Source organism: Roseibium hamelinense (assembly GCF_007830545.1).
Lineage (GTDB): Bacteria > Pseudomonadota > Alphaproteobacteria > Rhizobiales > Stappiaceae > Roseibium > Roseibium hamelinense.
This window is the reverse complement of the sequence record NZ_VLLF01000004.1, coordinates 43,907-67,772: the sequence shown is the minus strand read 5'-3', so window position 1 is coordinate 67,772 and position 23,866 is coordinate 43,907. Positions and strand designations below refer to the sequence as shown.

The following is a 23,866-nucleotide window of genomic DNA, read 5'->3' as shown; positions in this document are numbered from 1 at the left end:
TCCTGTTGCTTACCCATTTGACCCCTGAAGTGCACCCGTAGTGTTGGACGCTAACGCTGTCTGCTTCTGACTGTGCGTGTTACCATCAATTTGCGCCGATTTTGCGGAAGGCTGCATGATCTGTTGCGTCGGTCCGAAAGCTTGGACCCGACCTTTGTTCAACACCAACACCTTCTCCGAAAGCGCAAGCAGGTTTGCCTTATGGCTGACGAAAATGACCGTGGACCCGGATTCTTTCATTGATTGGATCGCTCCCATGAGCGCCTCTTCACCGGACGAATCCAGATTGGAGTTTGGCTCATCAAGCACAATCATTTTCGGGTCGCCAAACATGGCCCGCGCCAATCCCACCCGTTGCCTTTGGCCACCTGATAGCTGGCGCCCGCCTTCCCCAATCTGGGTATCATAACCATCCGAAAGCTCGAGGATCATCTCGTGTACTCCGGCTTTTTTTGCGGCAGCAACGACATCTTCGTCACGATCGAGCTGAAAGCGCGCAATATTCTCCGATATTGTTCCGGAGAAAAGCTCCACATCCTGTGGCAGATAACCAATATACTGTGCCAAACGCTCCGGATCCCAGTGGACGAGTTCCGCACCATCGAGTCGCACAGTGCCGTTTATGGCGCTCCACACGCCCACGAGGTGACGAACGAGGCTGGATTTACCGGCACCACTTGGCCCGATAACGGCCAACACTTCCCCCGGAGCAAGAGCGAACGTCACACCGTTTAGTACCGTATTGCGAGTGCCCGGGATAACCGAGACAAGCCCCTCAACATTCACGTCTCCCGTGGGAGCGGGCAGATCAGTTCGTTCTGGATCAGCTTTTACCTTATCGAAAAGACTGTCCAATCGGCTATATGCTGAACGTGCTGCAACAACCTGCTTCCAATGAGCAACGGCTTGTTCCACAGGCGCAAGAGCCCGGCCCATCATGATAGAAGCAGCGATCATAATACCTGGCGACACTTCATTTTGAAGCACGAGATACGCACCGGCACCCAAGATAAACACCTGCAGAGCCATGCGTACAAATTTTGACATCGACATGACAACGCCCGCGCGATCACTGGCTTTCGCCTGCAGCGAGAGGACGTCACGATGCTTGTCTTGCCATTTTTCGCGAAGGGCGCTCTCCATACCAAGCGCTTTGATCACTTCGGCGTTTTGCAAGGTTGTTGAAGCAAAGTGGCTGGCAGTCTGCGATGCCATTCCTGCCTCACGCAAAGTCTTGCTGGTCGAAAATTCATTCGCTAAGGCCAGAATGAAAATCAGAACGGCGCCGGTTGTCGCGACGAACCCCAAGAGTGGGTGGAATACGAAACAAACCGCCAGAAAAATTGGTACCCAAGGCGCATCGAGGATGGCGAGAAGGCCGTTACCGGTCAAAAATTCTCTTAGCTTGTCAATGTCGCCAAGCGCGAACGCAGTGTTGCTGCCAGGAGTCTGCAAAGTGCCTTTGAGAACCCGATGAAACAAAGGCTGTGCAAGCACTTCGTCGAACTGGATTCCGGCCCGTACCAGCAGGCGTGAACGGACGAACTCCAAAATGCCGTAAATGGCCAACAGCGCACATGCAATGACCGTCAGCATAAGAAGGGTGGTTTCGTTCCGGCTCGCCAACACGCGGTCATAAACCTGCAACATGTAAAGCGGACCGATAAACATCAAAAGGTTGATGAAGAAACTGAATACGACTGTTGTTCCAAGAATTGAGCGGAACTTTTTCAGCGCAATACGAAGTGGCGTTTGAGGACCCATTTCTCTTTCGTGTCTTTCATTTTTTCCAGGGCAGACGCAACGCGCACCGACTTGACTTTGATAGCGGCTCTAGGCCGAATTTCAGTACAGCGCACTTTTAAGGCGGCTAGCCGCGACACCAATGGTTGTCTAATGGAAGAAAGGACGTGATGCAATCGACATCACGTCCTTTCTTGTTTCCAAAAACTAGCGTTTATAATTGCCGTAAATGAGGCAAACCCGCCATTGCTACAAAGTGCGCAGCATTACGCCGCATAGTGAGCATTGATAACGTCTCTTCCACCTATAAGTGCAATAGAACCGCCGTCGCTCACATCAGCGGATACAAACGCCAAGTCTGCACCACTCATGTATTTCACATCAGCATCCACGATCAACAGCTTGCCTTGGCCGTAGGTGAAAACATCCACGTCGCCAAACGCCTTAACAGTCGCAACTGCCCAATCTGCCAGCCCACCCCAAGGATCGCTCGGCATGACTGGGGCACTTGATATCTCTCCCGTGCGTTGCGCAATTTCCGGCGAGGTCTCCACCTCATTTGCAAATCCAGCATCGTCCGAGGTGGAAGCCAACAAGATCGGCGCCAACTCGTCGGCGTCGGCCGACATAGCCAATGCCGTAAATTCAGACAGATCCGTTACATCAGTGTCCAAGACCACATAACTGTCGGTTTGGAACGCTTTTACGATGAATTCCTGAAAGCTCGGCTGCTCACTGGGCGAATAGGCGCCCGAACCGTTAAGCTCAAGTGCCTCGTCCGCAAGACTTTGGTCCTCAATTGCCAGCGTTGCCGTGTTTGACTCCCCTGCTGGGTCTTTTTCCAGCCCGGCGATCTCGACCTCACCGCTCATACCGTAGTCTGCAATAACGCCAATCTCGTGCGCATTGATGTTAATGTGAAGACCGGTTTCATCCTCTGCGACCTGTTCCGCTTCATCTTCCGCGAGTTTGCGGACGTCAGGCAGCGCCTCAGAAGCAGCCAGCGTAACGTGATCATGCTCATTGCTGTCGATTGACTGCGTGGCATCGCCCGAATGTTCAGAACCATCTGTCAATGTTCCAGACAGCAGCTGTTCATCGATATCCGGCACTTCAAGCGTCCCAACCGAAGACGTCGATAACACGATCGCGCTAATCATTGCCGCGACCAAGAGAGGGTTATCCGAAGCCTCTTGCAAGCGATTAAGGATTGCCCGCACTTTTACAAAATCGGCCGCATCTCTTTGTATTTCATCAGCACCAGTTGCGGCTGCGTCAGCAGATTTCGTTTTTACAATGAGGAAAATGGCTGCCAGTGAATACATTAGCTGCGACGCTGGATGAGCGATGACGTTGCCGCCTCTACGCTCATTGTTCCGCAGTTCATTGTTGATGGCTGACTCGAATTTCGCAGACGCCGCACGGAACGTAGCAGCCGCTACTTTGAGGCCGAGCTGATCGCTCACGAAAAGATATTCGCCCGACAGCCGAGCTATGTGAAGGAACACATCGTCGACATCGGGATCAAAATACACACACCACGGCTCATTGAGATCGGTTACACCGCGGTCAATTTCAATGGAAAGCCCTGATTGCTGCAAGAGGCGTAGGACGCGATAGATCTCCCCAAGCTCTTGCTGTGACCAGTCTCCAGCTTCGGCACGTTGCGATTTAGCAAATGCGAAGGAAATTAAAGACATTCAATCAAAATCCAATATCAATAGAGTGATCAGGCAGCGTCAAACAGCAACTCATGAACACAGGGATCGTAGTAACGCAAGATTTCTTTCGTGAACACCCGGCGGTCAACACCAAGTGCGTCGGCCCATTTTGCGAAACGCCCTGACGGAATACGGCCCCGGCCGTTTTCGATCTGTGAGATGAATGAGTAGTAGTCGACACCTACCCGTTCCGCCAGTTCGGTTTGAGAAAGTCCACTTTCTTCCCGCAAACCTTTTAGCCATTCACCCGCGGATTTTCTAAGAGCTGCCATATCGTGATCAGACTCACGTGCCTGGGCGCCAGCAATCTTTGCCATTGTGCGATCTCACTGCTTCGTTGCCGGCTTCTGCGGCGTCTAAATTGTCATATAACTTCTATAAAGCACACCGGTATGAAAGTAAATGCTATACGGCTGCCACTTAAAGAGACATCAAGCAAATCCGCCGATATGGCACATGTTTTACACATTCGTTATCGCGGAGTTGATTTGACCGGCAATCATTCACGCCAAGCATCGGCATACAACTGAGAAGAAACGATTTTCCTACGCATGGACAAGTTGGCGATAATTTACTAAGCAGCCGAGCATCAGCTCTCCTCCTTCAGGATCCAATTGATGACCCAATCGCCTTCTGCGGCTAGGCGCATACTCATAACGGGCGCGAGTGGCTTTGTCGGACAGCGTCTGCTGCAGACCATGGCAGCAGGAAAAGCCGCCTCAGATGTGATCCTTGGCCTGTCGTTGTTACCACCATTGCGGTCAAATGATGACGCGGCCAACGGCGTTCGTATGGCGAGTTGCAACCTTCTGGATCCTCCTGCTGTTCACCAATTGGTCAAAGACTTCCAGCCAACAAATGTAGTTCATCTCGCTGCACAGTCCTCCGTGAAACGCTCCTTTGGGTCGGGCACTACGGACACTTGGAACGTAAACTTTAACTCAACACTGAACCTCGTGGAGGCAATTCGACAGCTTACTCCGGAGGCGCTCCTGGTGTTTTCCAGTACGGTGGAGGTATACGGCAAAGCGTTTCAGGCGGGCGAGGTCGACGAAAGCACCGTACCGAACCCGCAAAACGCCTATGCGAGGTCGAAGTTGGCTTGTGAGCATCTCATCGAGGACGTTTTTTCAGACCGTGGGAAAGCCATCATCGTCCGGCCAACCAATCACAGCGGCCCAGGGCAACCGGCAACATTCGTGCTGCCGGACTTTGCGTCACAAATCGCGGAGCTTGAGGTTGCGCAATCTTATCCGAAGCGCATTTTGGTCGGTAATTTGGATGTCGAACGCGACTTCCTGCATGTGGACGATGTTGTACGGGCGTATTGCCTGCTCTTGGGAACGCAAGACACCATTTCAGGCGTGACCCGCTACAATATTAGCTCCGGCCAACCCATTCGGCTGAAAAATATGCTCGAGCAGCTGATATCCATCAGTGGGCAGGACATCGCAATCGAGGTCGATCCGGACAAACTGCGAAAGGTGGATGTGCCCCGAACCCAAATATCTATGCGAGCATTGGAAAAAGCCACCGGCTGGAAACCCCAAATCCCGCTAAACGCGTTGCTGACGGACATTTTGGACGCACAACGAGCCGAAATCCGACAGAAAAAGTGATCAGACCGCGCCTATGACACGCATTCTCTACGACACGTACAACATCGTGCTGCCGACCGGCACCGGGGTTGCCACCTATGCAAGAGCGCTCATTAAAACCGTTTCGGAAATGGGCTACACACCCGAACTGATCTATGACTTTCACGGACCGGTTCCCAAGGATCTGCGTCTTGCGAAATCTATTCTTTTCGAAGACATGGAAAAACTCGTTCCTGCCAACACGGATATCAGGCAGGCGATCGAGTCCGCCACACGCCTCCACAATAGCGGGCGCACAATCAAGCTTCCCGAGGAAAGTTATCTTTTCGAAGAACCAATCCGGAACCGGATGACCAGTGTGGATACAAGATACATTGCGAAGTATCTCTATGCCCGCGCCGGCCATCATTTCAGAACCCGGAAGCGCTTCTATCCGCTGCGCTTCGATACGCCGCCGGATATTGCGCATTTTACATTTCAACTTCCGGTGACGGTCAAGAAATCGGCGAACATCTATACCATTCACGATCTGGTTCCGCTCATCCTTCCCTATGCGACTCTGGAAAACCGGCGCCGTACGTTTCGCATCTTCAAGGAAATCGCCAAGAAGGCGGATCATATCGTTACCGTGTCCGAGCAGTCCCGCAACGACATCATTCGAATTCTCGGGGTTGAGGAGGACCGTGTCACCAACACATACCAGGCTGTCGCGCTGCCTCCGGCCGCAAAAAACAAAAAGCCGGACGAAGTCGCCGACGAAGTCAGCGGCATTTTCGGCGTTCAACCCAATGACTACTACCTGTTCTACGGCGCCATCGAACCGAAGAAAAACCTGCGCCGGTTGATCGAGGCCTATCTGAGTTCGCGCGTGAAGCGGCCTCTTGTGATCGTGTCCTCCGGCGGCTGGCAGAACAAGGCCGAAAAGCAGATGATCAAGGACAACCCGTTGCGGCCGGACGGCAGCGGGATCATTCCGCTCGGCTATTTGCCCTATGAGTTCCTGATCAGCCTGATCAAGGGCGCGCGGGCGGTTTTGTTTCCCTCGCTTTATGAGGGGTTTGGACTGCCCGCCCTTGAAGCCATGGCGCTCGGGACGACGGTGCTCACGTCCAAAGGCTCGTCCCTGACCGAGGTCGCGGGCGATGCGGCGGTGATGGTCAACCCGGTGGACATCAAGAGCATCCGCGATGGCATCTTGCAGATCGACAAGGATGACAGGCTCGTGGACGAGCTCCGCCAAAGGGGGATCGGCCAGGCGGACAAATTTTCGCAGGAGCGCTACAAAGAGCGGCTCAAGGACCTTTACGCCAAGCTGGCCTAGCAGCGCCCCCTGTGCGGCCGGGCGAAAGGGCACGGCCGCGGAAGAGGACCTAATGCAGGATGGCCGGCGTCACCGTGGCGTCCTGCTTGCCGCTGGTGCGGCTCCACTCCGGCCATTCGTCCAAGGTCCATTCGGCTTTTTGAAAAGTGTTCCGGACAATTCCAAGCCATTGGCGCAGCTGCAGCCGGTCGAGGCCGAGCACAAGCGACCGCCCGGCCCGGTCCTTGAAACAGATCCGGGCGCCCTCTTCACCAAAACCGAGATCTATCTCGTAAACCAGCATTGCCTCGGCGGCGTTTTCGGCGCCGGTCATGACCGGCTCCTGCGGTGTCATCCGGCTTTCTGCCGCCTGCTGGGCCATTTCCTGCTGCAGCTCGGGCATCGGCGCGTCTGACGTCTGCTTTTCCAGCCAGTTGAGCAAGGCCGGCATCGCCCGCCGGGCAAGCCGCTGGGTCAGCCAGAGCACGACCGGCCCGGTCGATGTCTCGCCCGACAGCCTGATGCGGTCCTCGATGCTGTCGAATTGTGTCGTCAAACGGGTGAGAACCCGTGTCGTGCTCAGATCCATTCCGGTCGCACCCATGCTGTCAGCCCTCGATCCCGAATTTCGACCAGTCGATGGTGTCGCTGTTGGTCAGGGATTTGGTCAGGTCTGGCACCTGCGGCGTTTCGCGGGACATCAGCGCAGCGCGCTGTGCATGCGCCTCTGCGAGCCGGCCAAGCAGCGCCATGTGCTGCATTGACAGAAGCTGGGCATAGATCAGCGGCAAGGCGCCGGCCTGGCGGACCTCTTCGAATGCATCGGCCGGCAGCGCGTTCAAAGCCGCTTCGTCGACCCGGTACAGCCCGTCCAGCGTCTGGTCGCCATCGGCGGTGCGCACGGTGATCGGCCATTCGGTGATCAGCTTTTTCTGCGCCAGCAGGGCACAGACTTTCAGGGTCGCCTGGCGGTTCTGGTGGGTCTGGCCCAGAAAGTCGAGGATCTTGGAAATTTCCGGCGACAGGCTGCCATCTTCGGCAAAAAACGGCTCGCCCTCGGGGCCGTCGGTGACAAGGCCGCTGTCTTCATCAATGCACAGGAGCTGGTTGCCGTCTTCGGTCTGGCCGATGCGGAACGGATAGCCGCGCAGGATCGCGGGCGTATAGCCGCCGATCCACTTGCCGTCCGGACCGACATAAAGGTTCTTGCCCCGCTCGATGCCAAGCACGGCAACGGGATAGAACGCATCGCCGTCTTTCAGGAAGCCGACCGGAAAGGCATGCACGGCCTTGGGAAACTCGGCCGCCACAATCGGCGCGATCGCCTCTTCCCTGGCAAAATTGTAATTTTGAAACCGGGCCCAGCGTTTCGGTGCGTGGCGTTCGCGCGAGATCGGCTGAATGGCGACCATGAAACTGTCCTTCGAAAATGGCAGGAGGTAAGGCGCCGGTGTAACCGGTTCCCGCCGCCGTTTCCAGTGTTGTATCGGGTGAGATGGGAACTCATCCCGCCACTTTGAACGCGGACACCTTCAAAATCCCGATCTTGACCAGCCAGGCAAGACCCCGGAAGGCGAACGCCTTGCGGTCATCGGGCAGATCCTGAACCAGTGCCAGGGCAGGCTTTGGCCCGGCTGCTGCCTGCTGCAGAATATGGTCCAGCTCGGCTTCAGAGGGGATTACAAGCGGGGTGTAGTTGACCATCAGCAGGCCCATCAACTCGCCGATGCGATCCATCGCGATACCCGGCGACGCAAACGCCAATTCCAGGACCGTGTTGTCACCAAGAACGGTGGTCGGATAAGCGGCAAAGGCATGAAACGGATCTGGCCGCGCGGGCCACGGAATGGGCGACGGTTTGAGTTTTGGACCTTCGCTTTTCCGGATCGCGTCGAGTTCGTTCCAGAGCTGCTCGTAGACCGGAATAATGTGCTTCCAGTCATAAACGTCCCGCGCGCGCTGACGGCCCGCCGCCCCCATCTGGCGCCGGAGGTCTTCAGAAGCAAACAACCGGGAAAATGCATCAGCGGTTCTGTCTATATCAACCGCGATCAGGGCCGATGTCTGGCCGCAATACATGTCATAGGTGTCGAGTTCCAGCCCGTGCCGCATGGCGAGATCGCCGGCAAGGCCCGGAGCCGGCATGAGGGTTGGAATGCGGAAGCCGTCGACGCCGTCCCGGACCGTTTCCTTGTAGCCATCCCAGTCCGACACGACGACGGGTAGACCTGCCGCCATGGCCTCGATCGGGGTGATCCCAAAAGTTTCCTGGATGTTGTCGGAGAGCGAACAAAAGACATCGGCGGCCGCCCAGGCGCGGTTGCGCTCGTCTTCGACGCGGCCGTCCAGCGTCACAACACGAACAGAGGGACAGGCCAGCTTGGCTGCGGCTTCAAAGGCTGCTTTCTGCCCGTCATTGGCGTGCCAGCCGCATTCGACAAGCACAACGTCTTCGCCGTCCCGAAGGGTTTTTGCAGCGCGCTCGAGCGCCTGATACATGGCCAGTGGATTGGCCTTGGCGTGGAAGGACAAACGCCCAACAAACACCACGACACGGGTGTTTTCGCCCGCGCCAAGCGCGAGACGCGCAGCCGCGCGGTCTTCATCCGGAAATTGAAAATCATCCGGGTGGATGCCCAAGGGGATCACCGGCAACCGGGGCAGAACCAGTTTTTGGATGCCGAGCCGGTCTTTCAGCCGGTCGACCTCGGCCTGCATCAGCCGCTCCACGTTGCTTTTGACGGCTTGGGATGTGCAGATCAGGGCATCCCACGGCTGCACCGGGGCTGTGATCATACCGGTCAACTCATCTATGACGCGCGCGGATGCGGTTGTGTGGGTGACGCCAGAAATTGGCCAAGCAGCGGCTTGCATATTGGCACGGTTGCGGCTCAGCTCAGTCAAATTGGGGCCAGGGAAAAAGAGACCGCCTGCATTGGCCAAGTGGCTTTTGTCTTTTGCCGTGAGAAAAACCACCTCTGTGGTCGTGCCGATCGAGTCGAGAAGCCAATCCCGCTCGCGAATGGAAAGCGCACGCGGTAAGTAAAAGTGCAAACGCGACTCTGAGGAATAAGACCTCAACGCTCTCAAGAACCCCTCGCCGGCAACCCTTCGCCCGAGGACCGCTTCGGAACTCCTTTTGTACCCCTCAGGGTCAAAGAAAATTGCTGGCAATTACAATTCCTCTCCGAGTATATAGAAGCAAGATATTTGTATAATCCGGATACGTTGAGGATCTGCGGCCCGAAAGCCGTGAATCATGCCCGTAATTTGCCCGGGTTTAAGGTTTGCTGCGCCGGATCGGCACGTCCCACACCAGCCGCCGCCCGGGCCGGCCCAGATCCAATTTGGTGGTTTCCCAATTGATGCGCTCTGGCAAGTTTGTGTTTAGATAAGGGCTTTTGAAATTGCATGCATCAATGTGAACGTTGAAAGTAAGAAAGCCCCCGTATTGGGGGCTTTCTCTATGTTTTATCACGCTGTGATGCAATCAGGCGAACGTAAAGTCAGCCGCAGTCAACGCTACGTTAAACGTACCGAGAACCTGAAGCTCAGCCGCCTCAATTGCTGCGTCATTACCATCGTCTGTGTACTTGTACACCACGGTATTACCATCCACAGATGTGAATGCCAGGATACGCTCGTCACCTGCTGTGCCATTCGAGATGGTACCAATCGCAGCATTCAAATCCGCCAGATCGAACAAATCCGCCTTGGCTGCTGTATTAGCCGCGTCGCCTGCAATGAGCTGGACTGTGTCATTACCTGTACCACCGTCATCAAGATCGACACCACCGGCATTAGCAATCAAGTTAACAGCATCCGCGGCAGTACCGGTGAGTTCGCCTGTGAGGAAATCGCCGATAAGGGAAATTTCATCGTCAGCAACTACGAATGTCACGGTATCGCCCTGGGCTTCCGCAAGCGTTCCCGCCGTGCCAGCATCAGAATCTGCACTGTAAACGATATCATCGCTACCAGTACCACCGTCGATGGTATCCGCACCAGCACCGCCTGTGATGGTGTCATCCCCAGTACCGCCCGTGATGGTATCTGCAGCCACTGTTCCGGTCACGGTTTCCGTGCCGTTCGCAGTGGTTGTGAGCGTCACGCCGGTGGTGACAAAGTCATCTGCGGACAGGGTACCCGTGTAGCCCGTGATGTTCACGATGGTATCGGTCGCAGCGATCGTGCCTGCCGTGCCGTCGTTGATCAACAGGTAGGAACTGCCGTCGTATGTGAAGATACCTGCCGTGTTTGCACCAATCGTGGTACCCGCATTTGCGGCAGCTGCTGCAAGGCTTGCACCTGTTGCCGCAGTCACAGTGCCTGTCACCGAACCCGGTGCAGCATTCACAACGAAGTTGTCCGTACCCAGCACCATGTCGGTGATCACATCAACCGTCGTGAGGCCGTTGACGTCTACAACGAAGTTGTCTGTGCCATCACCGCCGGTCATGGTGTCGTTGCCAGCGCCGCCATCGATGACGTCGTTGCCAGCACCCCCGCTAAGGATGTCCTCGCTTGCGCCAGCCTGAAGGGTATCATTGCCAGCATTGCCAGTGATGTTGTCCACTTGCGCAGAACCGATCAGCTGATCGTTACCAGCACCGCCGGTCAAGGCCATACCGTTGCCGGTTGCCTCTGCAGCGGACAACTTCACCGTACCGGTTGAGCTGCTCGCATCCATGGATGCGTTCAACACAACACCGGTACCATCCGTGTAGATGCCGGCATCGCCGGCTCCGGAGATGGTGAGTGATGTGAACTCATTCATGTTCGCAACTGTAGCGAGTTCAAGATCATCAACCAGAGTGAAGTTAATGGTCTCAACATCAGCAACCGTCAGGTCACCCTGCGTTGTGACTGCTGCTTCGCTGGTCGTCGTATCACCATCTGTCACAGTGACGGACAAGGTATCCAGCTGACCAACATTGCCTGCGTTCTTGATGCCGAAAGTTGCGGCACCGGTCAGCGCCGACAGGGTGACTGCCGCTGCTTGCGTCGCGGACATGTCGGTCAATTGGGTGGTGCCGGCGCCATCCGCCATCTCAACGGCTGTAATGCCTGAGATGTTGTCGAGATCAACTGCAACGCCGTCTGTCACACCAAGGGTTTCAAAATTGGTATAACGGCCACCAAGCGTAGTTGAGTTCAGGTGGGTGGTGTCTGTAACGGTCAGAGTGTCCGTTCCATCGCCCCCGTTCGCAGAACCGTTTGTGCCAAGGACTGCGCCCGTGAATACACTGTCATTGCCTGCACCGCCGGTAAAGGTAGTATCGGTTTCAGCGTCGAGGCCAACGGTGACACCGCCGGTGTTGCCGGACGCGTCAACACTGTCAAAATTGGCTGCAAGTGTCTCAAGATCAACTGCGCCCGCGCCAGTGACGGTCAGCGAAGCACCCGCTTCGATCGCACCATTAGCGATTGCGACCTGGTCGCCAGCAACACCGGCACCAAGGCTCAAGTTTGTCGTCGCAGCAATAGTCAGGGACTCGATCGTTGCACCGCCGGCCAAGGTGACGACGTCAACTTCGTTTGCACCACCAGTCGATGTGATCGTGGCAGATTCAGCCGTGCCAGCTGTTGCCGTGACATCGGTATCAGCGTCTGCTTGCACACCGCCATCAAGGGCGATCGTTACGGCATCACCCGCGGTGGCATAGTCGAACTCAGTCAGGCCAAGCTCGGTTGAGCCATCGCCTTTCAGGCCAATAGCAGCGCCGGTGCCAACATTTTGGAAATCCACGTTTTGGGTAGAGCGGTCATTCCAGACTTGAGTTTCACCAGCAATCGTGCCGAAGTCGTAATCCGACGCGCCGGATGTGTTGATGTCACGAATAAAGAATTGCTCAACATTCGTAATGGTCGCGCCCGGAAGCGCACCAGCAGCATTGGCACCCGAAACTGTGAGATTGAAGCTGTCCGTACCGCCAGCACCATCAATTGTGTCAGCACCGCTGAAAGTCGTGTCGGTCGAACCTGTTGTTGTGTTGATGAAACCATTGATCACGTCGCCGGCAGACGTGCCCACGATATTGTCAACGCCTGTGGTCAGTGCAAAAGTTTCCCCGGTGACACCCGTTCCAAGCGACGTTGTGCCGTCATATACGGTTGCGATGTCGGCGGTGGCGGTGTTGCCAGCCGTCGTCAGCAGCGTGTTGACGGTGGTGGAAATGTTGTTCTGGAATTCTGCGGAGTTGGCAAAGCCGAGCAGGATCTGGTCGATGGTCTGGCCAGTTGCGATCCAGGCGTCGACTTCTGCGCCGGACGGGGAACGGCCGAGGACGTTCTGGTACAGCGCGGTCAGGGTCGCGGTGTTGACTTCGGTGCCGCCATAACGCGCAGACCATTCCGCGGAGAGGGTGAAGCCGGATGCCAGGTCTGTCGTCGTGACGGATCCATCAGCAAGGCCGTCAACCCAGCCGTTGATGCCTGTGGTGTCCGGCACGCGGCCGAAAGCGGCCTGGTAGATGCGGACGACCTGCGCAGCAAACGTCTGTGCTTCTGTGGAGGTAACAACGGCGTCGAGCGCCTGGGCAGCAGTGACTGCGCCAGAATCGATCAGGGCAACCCAGCTGGACAGCTCAGAGGAGCTCGGGTCGCGCTGAAGCACGTTGTTGTAATATTGGGTAACTGTTGCGGACGTAGTCATATCTCATAAGTCCTTCGAAATGTGCATATTGCAAACGAGCGCCGTAGACCTTACGAGCCCCCGCTGGTCGGAGTTCTTATTTGCCCGATACAAGAGTTTCAACCCCTACGTGCTGGCGGAACCTTGTGGTCCGTCAACGGTTTCGGTGACCCCAGCATCGACCAAGCGTCGATTCATCCGATGCGGCGAAGGTGTATAGTAAATTACACACAGTTTCAAGAGGCCGATTGACCCGCACTGCGCAGCACGCGGTGATTGCGGATATTCATAAGTCTCTTCAATGACTTGATCAGCTTCGGTTTGTGTGAAAAGTCCGCCGGCTTGCGGTGATTTCGCAGCTGCGAAACGGTAAAATCTGTCAGGCGGCCCGGGGGAAACATCCGTACTTGTGTCAATAATTTGAGCAGGTTGCACGGTTTTGAGCCCGCAGGCCAGTGCGGGCCCGCCCGCGGTCTTTGCGCGGCTGATGTTGCAGATGCGCCACAGGTTTTGCCGGCGGAGGCGCCTGTGGGGGCTCCTGTGGGGGCTGGCGGACCGGGTCACGGCAAACTTGGCAATTGCGTTCTGTCCGTGCCGGTCGTATGGACCTGACAGCCCCGCCTATCCCACAAGGCCGGCAGCCGCCCCGCGCGGTTTCTTGTGACCACCTTGATCAAGGAAGCTGATGTTGCGCTCGTTCGGTCCGTTCCGCTTTAAAAAGAAGCTCAGCCCGGAACAAAGGCGGCTGCAATCGATCCTGCGCGAGGCAGACGCTGCGCGCGATCTGGGAGACTGGGCGCTGGCCGCCCGGGGGTATTCCGACTATGTGGAGGCCCGGCCGGATGCCGCAGGCATCTGGGTGCAGCTTGGCAACATGCTGAAGGAAAGCGCGCTTTATGACGCCGCGCGCGAGGCCTATGAAAAAGCCTTCGCGCTGGAACCCGACAATGCCGATACGGCCCTGATGGCCGGGCATCTGATGAAAAAAATGCGCGACTACGATGCCGCCGAGACGTTTTACCGGCGCGCGCTGGAGCTTGCGCCCGATTCGCGCGATGCGTTCCGGGAGCTCGGCGCACTCGGCGTGTTTCCCGCCCCCACCGGCAGCGCACGCATGCCGGATGCCGCCGCGTCCCTGCTGATCGACCTGTCGGACGTCTTCAAGTTCCTGAAGGACCATGCGACCGTTTCCGGGATTCAGCGGGTGCAGCTGGCCATGACCGAAAACCTGCTCCGGACGGGCCATGCGGGCCTGAAAGTGTCCTATCTCGACGAGGGCAGCCGGGCCTATTACCTCGTCGACACCAGCCTCATCCTGGAGCTTTGCGATGTGTTGCGCGGACACGGCGCCGACCATGGCCGATTGAAAGCGCTGCTGCAGACTGCAGAGACAAGCGCCGAACCCTACCGCCCCGTTGCCGGTGATACGGTGTTCGTTGCCGGTGCGTTCTGGATGCTGCCCGACGCCCATGGCATTTATGCCGGGCTCAAGCAGCGCGGCGTCCATATCGGTGTCTATATCTATGACATCATACCGATCACGCACCCCGAGTTCTGCGCACCCGCGCTTGTGGCGAATTTCACCAGATGCCTGTTCCATTTTCTGACGCTGGCCGACTTCATTTTCACCATCTCGGATTATTCCGGTGAAGAGCTTGTGCGGGTGTTCCAAGACCGGGTCCCGCAGCTTGCGCCCGTTTCCACCGCCCGGCTGGCGCATGAAATGCCGGCAGCGCCGGACCGGAAACACGCCAGCGACGCCGTGAATGCCCTGCTGGACACACCGTATGTCTTGTTCGTCTCGACGCTGGAGGCGCGCAAGAACCACATGTATCTGTTCCGCGCCTGGCAACGGCTGATGAAAAAACATCCGGCGGAAGATCTGCCCGACCTCGTGTTTGTCGGCCGGCCGGGATGGCGGATCGACGACACGCTGGAAGCATTCGAGGATACCGGTTTTTTATCGGGCAAATTGCGGATCATGAATGGCATTAGCGATTCCGATCTCGCTCTTCTTTACAGCCACGCCCGGTTCACGGTCTTTCCCAGCCATGCGGAAGGATGGGGCCTGCCCATCGGCGAGAGCCTTGCCTTCGGGACACCGTGCGTTGCCTCCAACAGCACATCCATGCCGGAAGTTGCCGGGGACTTTGTCGACTATATCGACCCCGACAACATTGCTGCCGGTACCGACCTGTTTGAAACACTGATTTTCGAAGAAGGCGCACTCGCCGAACGGCGCGATCGCATCGCCAAGGAATTCAAAGCCGTTTTGTGGCGGGATGTCGCGCAAGACTTGCTGAACAACATGACGGCGCACATCGCGCGACTGAACGAAACTGGACCGCTGCCGGGCCCGGGAGCAGCGGCCGTCCTGCCGGCCGGCTTAGGCTACGGCTTTGAAAACTCTCTGGCGATTACGGACCTGGACGCCATTCAAGCGCTCGCCGCAGCCGATTTCGCTTTCGACGAGACATGGTACTGGGATGACCATCAGATAAAATGGCTCGTCGGACGCTCGGCACGTTTCAACGTGCGCTGTCGGGAGGCCGGCGCCGACGAAGAGCCCGCTGAATCCGCCCGGTATATCCCGTTTCAATTGGATATCGTCCGCACGAAAGACGCCTCAGCATCGTTCGAGATCGAATTTCACAACGGCAGCGTGTTTTTGGGACGGTTCAGGCTGACCAGTGGCCAGAGCTCGGTCTATCTTACAGTCCCACTCGATCCCGAGACCGGCGTTGCAAGCTTTGAAATGCGTTTAACCGGTGAAGTCCCTAGAGACAGCAGATTGCGCCCTGTCGGCATTGGGGTGAGCTCATTGAGCACGGGAAGCCCAGTTCGAGAGGCTTCTTTCTCGCACTTTAACAGGATCAAAGCGGATGCCGGCGCGCTGAAAAAATCCTAGTTGCTCAGACCGGCCGGCAACGGACGTGCGAGCAGCAGGCATTGCTTGCCACTCGCTTCGACCAAGTCCGGGTCACTCCATCTTTTTCAGTTCTTCATTCAAAGAGTGACTGTGAACCGTCCGCCACGTCTGAAGCGCCTTGATCTCGTTTTGAGCTGCGACGGTTTTGCGGTCAACTTCCTGGATGTTGCGGATCTGGTTCTGCGCTTCAGCGGACAGGTCGGCAATCTTGTAGGTCTTGCCATCTATGGTAATATCAAGCGGCTGTTCGGTTTTTTCAGGAGGCATCGGGCTCGACATTTTGTTTCCCTTTCTACAGATCGGAAGTTGATGTGTCTGGCTGCGGATTATTTGAGCGCTTCCTGATTGTCAAATGTGACGAAAAGGTGGGCGGAGAATCCAGCTTTTACAGCACTGAAATGATTGCTCCACGAAGCAGCTTTGAAGGATGAGAGCCGTTTCAATTGCCTGGCACGATCATGAGAAGCCGGCAAAGAATACTCGGCGATGCGGTCAGCCCAACCAGGTCCGTCGAGGCAATCGACATATTCGGGAGTGTCGCCCGCAATCTCGCGAAAGACGTCAATGTCAGAAACGATCGCGGGAATTCCGGATTGGAGTGCCTCGACCAGCGGCAACCCATATCCTTCAACAAAGGATGGGAACAAAAGCGCACGCGCTCCAGCAATCAGCGAAGAGAGCTTTGCGTCTGACAAACTTGAATGCTCGTGGACCTTGCCGCGCAGCGCTTCACTTCGGTCGAGCATGTCGAAAACGCTTTCCGCCTCCCAACCGCGCCGTCCAACCACATGAAGATGAGGCGCTTTATCGCCGAGTTGGTTGGTGAGATTGCGCCAGACGTTCAAAATCATCAGATGGTTTTTGCGCCCCTCTATCGTTCCAAGAACTACAAAATAGGGTTTCTCGGACTTGGTGGATGCGGCATCGTCTCGCCAGTGGCATTCTACTCCGAGATGAGCAACCAATGATGGTGGAATGCGCAGGTCCTCTGCCCCAAGATATTCGTGAAGCATGCGGTCCGTATACCGCGAATTACAAATAACCAAGTCTGCACATTCTGAAATTGTCTTGAGCCGCTGCCGATGCGCTGGCGCTGTTGCGGGCACCACGTATTCGGGGTGTGTCAGTGGTATAAGATCATGAATAAATATAACAATTTTCCAATCTCCGGTTCGATACAACTGACGAACCGCTCCTGCGCGTTCCAGGCCATTGTGATCGAGCGACAGGAATACCCGAGTGGCACTGGGCGAACCGTTTTTTCGAGGAATACAGCTAGCTACAAGTTCAACGAGGCCAGTCAGGTGCCTACTTGTAGATTGCGTTTGATTTGTGCCAGTGTCCCAGTTCCCACCGGTCATTTTCAGGATCTGCTCAGCACGGTGCCGCTGATACTCGATCAGCCTGCCTCCCAACCGCCTCACAAACACAACACGATCTGGACAGGTTTCCAAGAACCAGCGCGCGTAGGCAAAAATAACGCGGTCGACACCGGTAGGCGATGAGCGGCCGAGCCGCCGCTCCAGCCTGCTGATATCCAAATAGAACGTTGGGATTGAGGAGCTGACAGCCGACATAAAAACGCCCTACAGAATGAGGCACACATAAAAGTCCAGCAGACTGAGATGGTCGTTTGACCGGCGTCCCGAAAAGCCAATCGCGAACCAAAATTTGAAAGCACGCATGCGCTCAAAGTGAGTTGTAGATATCGAGTGCCAACGGGACATCTTCGAACACTTTGGAACGACCATTATGCAGGATTAGCGCACCGTTGCAGTATTCGTTCAAGATGTTGGCATCGTGCGAAACGAGTAACAAAGAACGATCGGCGCGTTTTTCAAAAATCTCTTCGCGGCACTTCCTGTGGAACCTCTGATCTCCAACGAAAATCACTTCGTCGATGAGGTAACAGTCAAAATCAATCGCAAGTGACAAACCAAACGCCAGACGTGCGCGCATACCCGAAGAGTAGGTTTTAACAGGTTCGGCCAGATAGGATCCGAGTTCTGAAAAATACTCTACAAAATCAAATACATCACGGTAAGGCTTGTCGTAAATTCGAGCAACGAACTTCATGTTGTCTATGCCCGTGAGGCTGCCCTGGAACCCGCCGTTTAGACCAAGCGGCCAGGACAATGACATGCCGCGGCTTATCTCTCCGGAGGTGGGATGCTCCAAGCCGCCGAGGAGGCGAACCAGCGTGGATTTGCCTGCCCCGTTGCGCCCGAGGACCGCAAACCGCTCACCTCTTGCCACTTCGAAATTCACGCCGTTCAACACACGTTTGCGCGAATGGCCCACGTGGTATTCCTTCACCAAATCAATCACTTTGATCATGTGACTTCGACGTAAGAACGCGCATCTTTGAGGAAATACAATCCTAGGACGGTTAGAACCGCTGTTACATATATCGCCACTGGAAGATTATGGTAGACCGGCACGCTTGGCCCGAAATAGCCGCCCCGAAGGTATTCGACCGCGCTAACTTGAGGAAACAAGACTATAAGGTGATGCACGGATTTAGGAAGCCAGTCCACCATGTAGAACGCGCCGGAAAGAGGGATCATGATGTAAGAGATCGGATGCCATATTTTCTCAACGACTTCAGAGCGCTCGCTGAGTGCTCCTATAAGGATAGCGACCGCAACCGAGTACCAAGCATATAGTAGCCATCCAATAATAATTGGGCCCATGTCGTAGGGCTTTTCCACGAAACCCCACATGAAGAAAATGAACCCAGTGATGAAAAACGCCGCAAGGGTTCCGACAATTTCCACCGCCATTCGCGCCATGTACATCGCAAAAATGGTGACCTGTCGATGGTACATCAGCTCCAGATTGGCTTGCATACATCTCAATGCACGCATCACACAGTGGCGATATAGCAAAAGAGGCATATAGCCGGATAATAGAAACGGTACGATAGGGGTCTCGATGTGAGATTCTGACTTGAGAACCGACCACATTGCAATAACGCCAAGGCAGAACATTATCGGTTCCATGATAATCCAAGCGAACCCGATGTTGTCCCTGCCGAACCGGGTGTGGATTTCGCGCATAACCAGCGCACCGACGACTCTGCTCTGCTCTTTGCAACCAGCCACAAACCGTTCTTTGCGGCTCATACGGCTGTCCAGATTGTCGGAGACGCTCAATGTCATTGCTTATGCTCTCGGGCATTGACGTAAAGCAGCCAGATCATCGCATATATCAAGAAACACGTCATCAGCACGGTGAGAACTGACAAGAAACGCTTCGGGTACCTCGAATAATCGGGTTCATTCGGCTCGACGATCCGCTCGAGATAGAGCTGCTTTCTACCGGCTTCAACACGGGCCGAGGCGAGGTTTGCCTGAGCTGTTAAAAGTGCCTTCGATGCAAACTCGGCTTCGAGAGCCATTTTTTCATAGTCGGCGTAGGTTCCGACGAGTGAACCACTCTCGCTAATCAGTTTTTGCTGTTCTGATCCGAGCTGTTTGTTTATCGCAGACAATTGCTCCTGAAGCATCCGGTTTTTAACGCTATCGGGTGCAACTTGGCTGGTGAGGCTCAACTCGGTTTCAATTTTCGCACGTTCGCCTTTGAGCTCGGTTATAAGCTCGAGCGCCTGTTCGGATTCGGCTAGCGGGTCAACAATACCTTCGCGAACACGAAACGCTTTCATTTCAAGCTGGTTTTCAAGCACCCGTTGTTCAGCGAGTGCCACTTCCTGGCGGGCGAGTTCTAGTGAGTCGTCCCGGGCACGCTGGTTCATGCGGTTGACCAGTTTTTCGCCCTCATCGAGAAGTGTTGAGGCGATTTTTTGTGCGTCTGAAGGAGTAAACCCCTTTACTTCCAACTCCGAAATCCCGCTTGAAGCGCTATGCAATGCGGTTACGTGACGCTGATAATGGTCGTACATCCCTTCGAAAGTGTCGCCATTCAGGGGGTTTGGAAAGCGCCCAAGGAAGTCAATGCCATCAGCTCCCATCATCGACCGGTAATCAAGCGCCTCATCCACCGCCTTCAAGCCATCTCGGGATCCCATAAAGTCGATCACAGAAAATGTTTCTTCCGGCGCTGTTCCCAAACCCGTGGTCTGCAACAGCGCTCCAAGTCCGCCAACCTGTTGCTTATCGGAAGACCGGACCAGGAACTTTGCTTCCGAGATATACTGATCCGAAGCAATGAAGAAAAAATACAGAGCTGCAAAGATGGTTGGCAAAAAAACAATGATGAAAAGAGACCCAAACCCGCCAATTCGAAATTTGGCTTTCCAATCATCCACATCCATGTCCGACCACTGGGATGGCGGAAATGCAAGTTTCTGTAGTTTCGCAGGCTTCTTGCCCTCAACCGGCTTCAGTTTGTTAAACTGAGAGGGATCTTCTAATTTTACCATTGAAGGGTCACGCTCTTCAGTAACTGCCATACGAAGGCCTATAAATCTGTTTAGCGGCTAATCTAGCCAGCATGGCTCTCGTTTAACCATTCAAATGTGGCACCGCAAGTGTCAGAGCACATGTTGGGCACCGGTTCCTCAGCGCCCGATCATGGCAAGAAAGCTTTGCATCATGCAGCGTCACACGCAGCCGTGCTTTTATCTACATCTTCAGTTTAAGGCAATTACGCACTAGCCGTAATGCCAAAACTGCCAAACAGCACAGCCGGCGGGCGACTATTGCAATCTGAACACAGTCACGATTGCTTTACCGAGCGACCGATCCCGTTCCTTTGTTTTGTGCCCGGCCCAGAACGTAGCTCGCCGGCCAGTTCGATGAGCTGTGCAGACAGCGGGCTCGTCTTGCGCCAGACCATTCCAATTGTTCTGGATGGCTGCGGATCGCTGAACCGGGCAATTGAGACCGAAGCCGAACGTGTTTCGACAGGCACGGCCATTTCAGGGATAAGCGTCACTCCAATTCCTGCGCTAACCATTTGAACCAATGTCGAAAGCGAACTGGCGTCCAACACCTCGCGCGGCGGAGCCGACTGAAGATTGCAAAAAGACAGGGCCTGATCACGGAAGCAGTGGCCTTCCTCGAGCAACAACAACCGCATTTCGGTTAGTACTTCCGGGCTTGGCACAGGCTGGCCGGCATCCGCGCCTGGCCGAACAAGAACGAAGTGCTCGTCAAAGAGCTTTTCCTCCGCCAGGGCCGGCTCTGAAACCGGCAGAGCAACAATCGCTGTATCAAGCCTGCCATCATTTAGGTCTTCAATCAGACGGGTTGTGACGGTTTCACGCACACTGATCTCAAGCTCAGGGTGATGGAGCGACAGCCGTCCAATCACGTCGGGCAAGAAATATGGCGCGACTGTAGGAATCACTCCGATCCGCAAACGCCCGACCAGCCGGTCCTGCGAGGCCCGCGCCAAGTCCGTCAGTTCATCTACGGACCTTAGAATGGCGCGCGCACGCTCCACGACTTCTGTCCCGAATTGAGTGAGACGGATCTGGCGCGCCGTTCGCTCCACGAGTGGTGCACCAAGCATGCCCTCCAGCTCTTTTATCTGCAGCGACAAGGCCGGCTGGGAGATCGAGCAAGCCTGCGCCGCCCGCCCGAAATGCCCATGGCGGGCCAGTGAGTCAAAATATCTTAGGTGTTTAAGAGTCAGACCAATCATTTGTAAAACTTATCATTGCGGTTAGAAGATTCAATTGGGATTTATCGAACTCGCAGGTTAGAACAGTTCCAGGCTGCGCCACGAGCGTGTGCCCCCGCATCTAACGGAGACCCTCATGAACGTTCAAAATGTACACAAACTCGGCGGTTGCCCCGTCAATCACGGTGGCAACACAGCGTTGAACAATCATCCAACGAAATGGTGGCCAAACTCCCTGAACCTCGACATCCTGCACCAGCATGATGCGCGTTCAAATCCGATGGACCCTGGCTACAATCACCGCGATGCAGTCAAGGGTCTGGACTTTCAGGGGGTCTGGAACGACGTTGACGCGCTGTTGACCGACAGCCAAGCGTGGTGGCCGGCCGATTGGGGGCACTATGGCGGCCTGTTCATCCGTTTATCGTGGCATGCCGCGGGCTCTTATCGTCTAGGCGACGGCCGCGGCGGCGCCGGCACAGGCAACATCCGGTTCGAGCCGCTCAATTCGTGGCCGGACAATGCCAGCCTGGACAAGGCGCGCCGCCTGTTGTGGCCGGTTAAGAAAAAATATGGCAATGCGCTTTCCTGGGCCGACCTGCTGGTGCTGGCCGGGACCGTCGCCTACCAGAACATGGGTCTGAAGACCTTCGGCTTCGCCTTCGGCCGTCAGGACATCTGGGGCCCGGAAATCGACATCAACTGGGGCAGCGACACCGAAATTCTCGCGCCTACCGACGAGCGTGTTGATGACTTGGCGGACGCGAACTCAATGTACAACCCGCTGGCCGCGTCTCACATGGGTCTGATCTACGTTAACCCGGAAGGTGTTAACGGCACGCCGAACCCAGCGGAAACGGCAAAATATGTCCGCATGACCTTCGCCCGGATGGCAATGAATGATGAAGAAACCGCAGCGCTGACCGTTGGCGGCCACACTGTCGGCAAGGCGCATGGGGGTGTTGCTGCCGACAAGGTTGGGCCGGAGCCGGCAGCCGCTGGTGTCGAGGCGGCCGGTTTTGGCTGGGCCGACCCGGGCTTTGACGGCAATGCAAACACTGAGCACACCTCTGGCCTGGAAGGCGCATGGACGTCCAACCCAACCAAATGGGATAACGGATATCTGGACCTCTTGTTCAAATACGAGTGGCAAACCGTCAAATCCCGCGCAGGGGCATGGCAGTGGGAGCCGATCGACATCGCCGAGGAAGATAAAGTGCCGGATGCGACCGACCCGTCGATCAAGCACAATCCGATGATGACAGATGCCGATATGGCGATGAAGGTGGATCCGATTTACCGTGAAATCTGCGAGCGGTTCCACAAGGATCCGGATTATCTTGCCGACACTTTTGCGCGCGCCTGGTTCAAGTTGACCCACCGCGACATGGGCCCGAAGTCCAACTATTACGGCCCGTTCGTGCCATCTGAGGATCTTGTTTGGCAGGATCCGGTCCCGGCCGGCAATACCGAATATGATGTGGACGCTGTAAAGGCCAAGATCGCGGCATCCGGTCTTCCGGCCGCCGAGCTGATTGCAACGGCATGGGACAGCGCCCGCACGTTCCGCGGCTCGGACAAGCGCGGCGGCGCGAATGGCGCGCGCATCCGCCTGGCTCCGCAAAAAGACTGGGCAGGCAACGAGCCTGACCGCCTGCAAAAGGTGCTCGGCGCCCTTTCGCCCATCGCTACCGAAACGGGCGCGTCACTGGCTGACGTAATCGTGTTGGCCGGCAATGTTGGGTTGGAACAATCCATCAAGGCTGCAGGCTACAACGTAGATGTCCCGTTTGCGCCGGGACGTGGCGATGCAACGGACGAAATGACGGATGCAGATAGCTTCTCTGTTCTCGAACCGCTCGCAGACGGGTTCCGGAATTGGCAAAAAGAAGCCTATACGGTTTCTGCCGAGGAAATGCTGCTTGACCGGGCCCAGCTTCTCGGCCTCACGGCACCGGAAATGACTGTACTGGTTGGCGGGATGCGTGTTCTTGGCACCAACTACGGCGGCGAGAAACATGGCGTCTTTACTGACCGGGAGGGCCAGCTGACAAACGACTTCTTCGTTAATCTAACGGATATGGCAAACAGCTGGCATCCGGTTGGCGACGGTACTTATGAAGTGCGCGATCGCGAAACCGGCACGGTGAAGTGGACCGCCACGAGTGCCGATCTCGTGTTCGGATCGAACTCGATCCTTCGCTCATATTCGGAAGTGTACGCTCAGGACGACAATGCAGAGAAATTCGTCCGCGATTTCGTTGCAGCGTGGACCAAGGTCATGAATGCCGACCGGTTTGACCTCGCATAATAGCGTGCAATCATAGACCCCAGCGGCGCCCGGCATCCACCGTG

At 55.9% G+C, this 23,866-nt stretch carries 17 protein-coding genes; 4 read left to right on the top strand and 13 right to left on the bottom strand.

The genetic code is table 11. The annotated features are described in order from the left end of the window. Positions 1-9 precede the first annotated feature (9 nt). The 3 genes from JM93_RS09625 to JM93_RS09615 all read right to left on the bottom strand — a co-directional run bounded on the left by JM93_RS09625 (position 10) and on the right by JM93_RS09615 (position 3,781). Positions 10-1,764 (bottom strand): type I secretion system permease/ATPase, encoded by a 1,755-nt coding sequence (locus tag JM93_RS09625; RefSeq protein WP_145342752.1) that lies wholly within the window; start codon positions 1,762-1,764, stop codon positions 10-12. A 245-nt stretch (positions 1,765-2,009) separates the two neighbouring features. Next, positions 2,010-3,443 carry a hypothetical protein gene (locus tag JM93_RS09620; protein WP_145342750.1) on the bottom strand — a complete coding sequence of 478 codons (1,434 nt, stop codon included), beginning with the start codon at positions 3,441-3,443 and terminating at the stop codon, positions 2,010-2,012. 29 nt (positions 3,444-3,472) lie between these two features. Continuing rightward, positions 3,473-3,781 (bottom strand): helix-turn-helix domain-containing protein, encoded by a 309-nt coding sequence (locus JM93_RS09615; protein ID WP_145342748.1) that lies wholly within the window; start codon positions 3,779-3,781, stop codon positions 3,473-3,475. A 300-nt stretch (positions 3,782-4,081) separates the two neighbouring features. On the opposite strand from JM93_RS09615, the gene JM93_RS09610 reads away from it, so the two are divergent. Continuing rightward, positions 4,082-5,083 (top strand): GDP-mannose 4,6-dehydratase, encoded by a 1,002-nt coding sequence (locus JM93_RS09610; RefSeq protein ID WP_145342746.1) that lies wholly within the window; start codon positions 4,082-4,084, stop codon positions 5,081-5,083. A gap of 13 nt (positions 5,084-5,096) precedes the next feature. After that, the gene (locus JM93_RS09605; protein WP_145342744.1) at positions 5,097-6,383 is read left to right on the top strand and encodes a glycosyltransferase family 4 protein; all 1,287 of its coding nucleotides are present in this window, start codon (positions 5,097-5,099) and stop codon (positions 6,381-6,383) included. 49 nt (positions 6,384-6,432) lie between these two features. Here JM93_RS09605 and JM93_RS09600 read toward each other — a convergent pair whose 3' ends face one another. The 4 genes from JM93_RS09600 to JM93_RS21715 all read right to left on the bottom strand — a co-directional run bounded on the left by JM93_RS09600 (position 6,433) and on the right by JM93_RS21715 (position 13,017). After that, a complete protein-coding gene (locus JM93_RS09600) occupies positions 6,433-6,966 on the bottom strand; it encodes a hypothetical protein (RefSeq protein WP_145342742.1) in 534 nt (177 codons plus the stop codon). A 4-nt stretch (positions 6,967-6,970) separates the two neighbouring features. Continuing rightward, positions 6,971-7,774 (bottom strand): SapC family protein, encoded by an 804-nt coding sequence (locus tag JM93_RS09595; RefSeq protein ID WP_145342740.1) that lies wholly within the window; start codon positions 7,772-7,774, stop codon positions 6,971-6,973. Between the two features lie 91 nt (positions 7,775-7,865). Continuing rightward, positions 7,866-9,536, bottom strand: a complete 1,671-nt coding sequence (locus JM93_RS09590; RefSeq protein WP_145342738.1) for a glycosyltransferase family 4 protein — start codon at positions 9,534-9,536, stop codon at positions 7,866-7,868. A 316-nt stretch (positions 9,537-9,852) separates the two neighbouring features. Beyond that, the gene (locus JM93_RS21715) at positions 9,853-13,017 is read right to left on the bottom strand and encodes a beta strand repeat-containing protein (RefSeq protein ID WP_155197613.1); all 3,165 of its coding nucleotides are present in this window, start codon (positions 13,015-13,017) and stop codon (positions 9,853-9,855) included. Between the two features lie 664 nt (positions 13,018-13,681). On the opposite strand from JM93_RS21715, the gene JM93_RS09580 reads away from it, so the two are divergent. Then, on the top strand, positions 13,682-15,904 hold the full coding sequence (locus tag JM93_RS09580; protein ID WP_145342736.1) for a glycosyltransferase family 4 protein: 2,223 nt from the start codon (positions 13,682-13,684) through the stop codon (positions 15,902-15,904). Between the two features lie 72 nt (positions 15,905-15,976). On the opposite strand, the gene JM93_RS09575 is transcribed toward JM93_RS09580, so the two are convergent. The 6 genes from JM93_RS09575 to JM93_RS09550 all read right to left on the bottom strand — a co-directional run bounded on the left by JM93_RS09575 (position 15,977) and on the right by JM93_RS09550 (position 21,532). Continuing rightward, on the bottom strand, positions 15,977-16,204 hold the full coding sequence (locus tag JM93_RS09575) for a DUF6447 family protein (RefSeq protein WP_145342734.1): 228 nt from the start codon (positions 16,202-16,204) through the stop codon (positions 15,977-15,979). A 47-nt stretch (positions 16,205-16,251) separates the two neighbouring features. Next, positions 16,252-17,286: a glycosyltransferase family 4 protein gene (locus JM93_RS09570; protein WP_170230618.1), complete on the bottom strand. Its 1,035-nt coding sequence runs from the start codon at positions 17,284-17,286 to the stop codon at positions 16,252-16,254. Between the two features lie 328 nt (positions 17,287-17,614). Further along, positions 17,615-18,262, bottom strand: a complete 648-nt coding sequence (locus JM93_RS09565) for an ABC transporter ATP-binding protein (protein WP_145342730.1) — start codon at positions 18,260-18,262, stop codon at positions 17,615-17,617. Beyond that, positions 18,259-19,086 (bottom strand): ABC transporter permease, encoded by an 828-nt coding sequence (locus tag JM93_RS09560; RefSeq protein WP_145342728.1) that lies wholly within the window; start codon positions 19,084-19,086, stop codon positions 18,259-18,261. The genes JM93_RS09565 and JM93_RS09560 overlap by 4 nt, the downstream gene beginning before the upstream one ends. Next, positions 19,083-20,336, bottom strand: a complete 1,254-nt coding sequence (locus JM93_RS09555) for a KpsE/RkpR family capsule polysaccharide export protein (protein WP_145342726.1) — start codon at positions 20,334-20,336, stop codon at positions 19,083-19,085. Before JM93_RS09555 ends, JM93_RS09560 begins: the two co-directional genes overlap by 4 nt. A 266-nt stretch (positions 20,337-20,602) precedes the next feature. Further along, complete coding sequence (locus tag JM93_RS09550) at positions 20,603-21,532, bottom strand: hydrogen peroxide-inducible genes activator (RefSeq protein ID WP_145342724.1); 930 nt, start codon at positions 21,530-21,532, stop codon at positions 20,603-20,605. A 115-nt stretch (positions 21,533-21,647) separates the two neighbouring features. Here JM93_RS09550 and katG point away from each other — a divergent pair, with 115 nt between their 5' ends. Further along, positions 21,648-23,822: a catalase/peroxidase HPI gene (katG, locus tag JM93_RS09545; protein WP_145342722.1), complete on the top strand. Its 2,175-nt coding sequence runs from the start codon at positions 21,648-21,650 to the stop codon at positions 23,820-23,822. The last annotated feature ends 44 nt before the right edge of the window (positions 23,823-23,866 follow it).

Bases quoted from the DNA above. Each gene is read 5' to 3' on its own strand.
- JM93_RS09625 (WP_145342752.1), bottom strand. From the start codon at position 1,764: ATGGGTCCTCAAACGCCACTTCGTATTGCGCTGAAAAAGTTCCGCTCA.
- JM93_RS09620 (WP_145342750.1), bottom strand. From the start codon at position 3,443: ATGTCTTTAATTTCCTTCGCATTTGCTAAATCGCAACGTGCCGAAGCT.
- JM93_RS09615 (WP_145342748.1), bottom strand. From the start codon at position 3,781: ATGGCAAAGATTGCTGGCGCCCAGGCACGTGAGTCTGATCACGATATG.
- JM93_RS09610 (WP_145342746.1), top strand. From the start codon at position 4,082: ATGACCCAATCGCCTTCTGCGGCTAGGCGCATACTCATAACGGGCGCG.
- JM93_RS09605 (WP_145342744.1), top strand. From the start codon at position 5,097: ATGACACGCATTCTCTACGACACGTACAACATCGTGCTGCCGACCGGC.
- JM93_RS09600 (WP_145342742.1), bottom strand. From the start codon at position 6,966: ATGGGTGCGACCGGAATGGATCTGAGCACGACACGGGTTCTCACCCGT.
- JM93_RS09595 (WP_145342740.1), bottom strand. From the start codon at position 7,774: ATGGTCGCCATTCAGCCGATCTCGCGCGAACGCCACGCACCGAAACGC.
- JM93_RS21715 (WP_155197613.1), bottom strand. From the start codon at position 13,017: ATGACTACGTCCGCAACAGTTACCCAATATTACAACAACGTGCTTCAG.
- JM93_RS09580 (WP_145342736.1), top strand. From the start codon at position 13,682: ATGTTGCGCTCGTTCGGTCCGTTCCGCTTTAAAAAGAAGCTCAGCCCG.
- JM93_RS09575 (WP_145342734.1), bottom strand. From the start codon at position 16,204: ATGTCGAGCCCGATGCCTCCTGAAAAAACCGAACAGCCGCTTGATATT.
- JM93_RS09570 (WP_170230618.1), bottom strand. From the start codon at position 17,286: ATGACCGGTGGGAACTGGGACACTGGCACAAATCAAACGCAATCTACA.
- JM93_RS09565 (WP_145342730.1), bottom strand. From the start codon at position 18,262: ATGATCAAAGTGATTGATTTGGTGAAGGAATACCACGTGGGCCATTCG.
- JM93_RS09560 (WP_145342728.1), bottom strand. From the start codon at position 19,086: ATGACATTGAGCGTCTCCGACAATCTGGACAGCCGTATGAGCCGCAAA.
- JM93_RS09555 (WP_145342726.1), bottom strand. From the start codon at position 20,336: ATGGCAGTTACTGAAGAGCGTGACCCTTCAATGGTAAAATTAGAAGAT.
- JM93_RS09550 (WP_145342724.1), bottom strand. From the start codon at position 21,532: ATGATTGGTCTGACTCTTAAACACCTAAGATATTTTGACTCACTGGCC.
- katG (WP_145342722.1), top strand. From the start codon at position 21,648: ATGAACGTTCAAAATGTACACAAACTCGGCGGTTGCCCCGTCAATCAC.